Source organism: Thermomonas sp. (assembly GCF_035369645.1).
Taxonomy (GTDB): Bacteria; Pseudomonadota; Gammaproteobacteria; order Xanthomonadales; family Xanthomonadaceae; genus Thermomonas.
Genome location: NZ_DAOOUM010000094.1, coordinates 1 through 1,603, shown reverse-complemented (window position 1 = coordinate 1,603; position 1,603 = coordinate 1). Strand labels below are relative to the sequence as shown.

General features: G+C 62.2%; 1 protein-coding gene. It reads right to left on the bottom strand.

From position 1 onward, the window contains the following. Window positions 1–4 precede the first annotated feature (4 nt). On the bottom strand, window positions 5–1,360 hold the full coding sequence (mgtE, locus tag PK789_RS11630) for a magnesium transporter (protein ID WP_223628975.1): 1,356 nt from the start codon (window positions 1,358–1,360) through the stop codon (window positions 5–7). Window positions 1,361–1,603: the final 243 nt, after the last annotated feature.

The window sequence follows — 1,603 nt, the reverse complement described above, 5'->3', positions numbered from 1 at the left end:
TCACTCATAACAGCGTGCCGCCCAAGATCATTGCGGCGATGCTGAAATAAATGACCAATCCGGTGACATCCACCAAGGTGGCCACAAACGGTGCCGAGGCGCTGGCCGGGTCAAAGCCCAGCCGTTGCAATGCGAATGGCAACATCGAGCCGGTCAACGAGCCAAAACTGACAATCCCAATCAAGGCCGCCGCCACGGTCAGCGCCAGCAATACCCAATGCGGGCCATAGTCGTAGATGCCGCCGTATTGCCAAATGCTGATGCGGATGATGGCGATCGCACCCAGCATGGCGCCCAGCAACATGCCGGTGGGCAATTCGCGCAAGGCCACTTTCCACCAGTCGCGCAAGCGCACTTCGCCCAAGGCCAAGCTGCGGATCAGCAACGAGGTCGCCTGCGAGCCAGAGTTGCCGCCCGAGCTCATGATCAGGGGAATGAACAAGGTCAACACCACCGCTTTGGCCAGCTCGTCATCGAAATGCTGCATCGCGCTGGCGGTGAGCATTTCACCCAGGAATAACGCGCACAACCAGCCGGCGCGTTTTTTGATCATCGCCCAAAACCCGGTATTGATGTACGGCTGCGCGATGGCCTGCATGCCCCCGAATTTGTGCGCGTCTTCGGTGCCTTCGGCAATCAGCGCATCCAGTACGTCATCCACCGTCACCACGCCCAGCACATGCCGGGCTTCATCCAACACTGGGATCGCCAGCAAGTCATGGCGACGAATCAAGCGCGCCACTTCTTCCTGGTCGGTGCTGGCCGACACCCACACCGGTTCGGTGCGTTGCGCTTGCGACAGCGCGGGGGCATCCGGTTCGCCGGCCACCAAGCGCCGCAGTGACACCGTGCGCACCAGCGCATGCGTGGCGGGATCCAACAGATAGATGGCGTACACGGTTTCGCGGCTGCGCTCGACATCGCGGATATGCGCCAAGGTTTGCGCCACCGTCCAATCGGCGGGAACCGACACAAATTCGGTGGTCATCAGGCTGCCCGCAGTATGCGGCGGGTAGCGCATCAGCTGGCGCAGGGCCTCCAGGGTGCCGCTGCGCATCCGCCCGGACAGCCGTGTGCGGTCGGCTTCGTCCAACTCCAGCAGCACGTCGGCGGCGCGGTCATCGGCCATGCCTTCCAGCAGCGCAGCGGCACGTGCATCCGGCATCCGCGCAATCAAGTTGCCGGCGCGTTGCAGCTCGGGGCGGTCGAACATGTCGATGACGCGGGCCAGCGGCAAGCCCGCAACAATGTCGGTGGCCGCATCAAGGCTGCGGGCATTCAAGGACTCAACGGCATCGGCAATATTTTGCGATGCAAAGGGCAACAACTCAGGCGCTACCGCCTGCAAGATCGGGGTCATGGCTCACCTCTGTGAACAAGGTTGCGGCTGTCGCCGCGTGAGCCGGTCAACAATCAGTCCGGTGCGCGCAACGACAGCATGGGCAATCGACTGCAACTGTCGCTTGGCATCGTGAAAATCTCCTGGGAATGCCGGGCTTGGGGGCGATGACACACACCATCCAAGGCAGGCGCGGCAAGGCTACGCTGCTGCTGCGTGAGGGTCAACGTTATGGCGTATCCCTTCGCAGGTGGCAGTGGTTTT

Coding starts and splice junctions, on each gene's coding strand:
- mgtE (WP_223628975.1), bottom strand. CDS start 1,360: ATGACCCCGATCTTGCAGGCGGTAGCGCCTGAGTTGTTGCCCTTTGCA.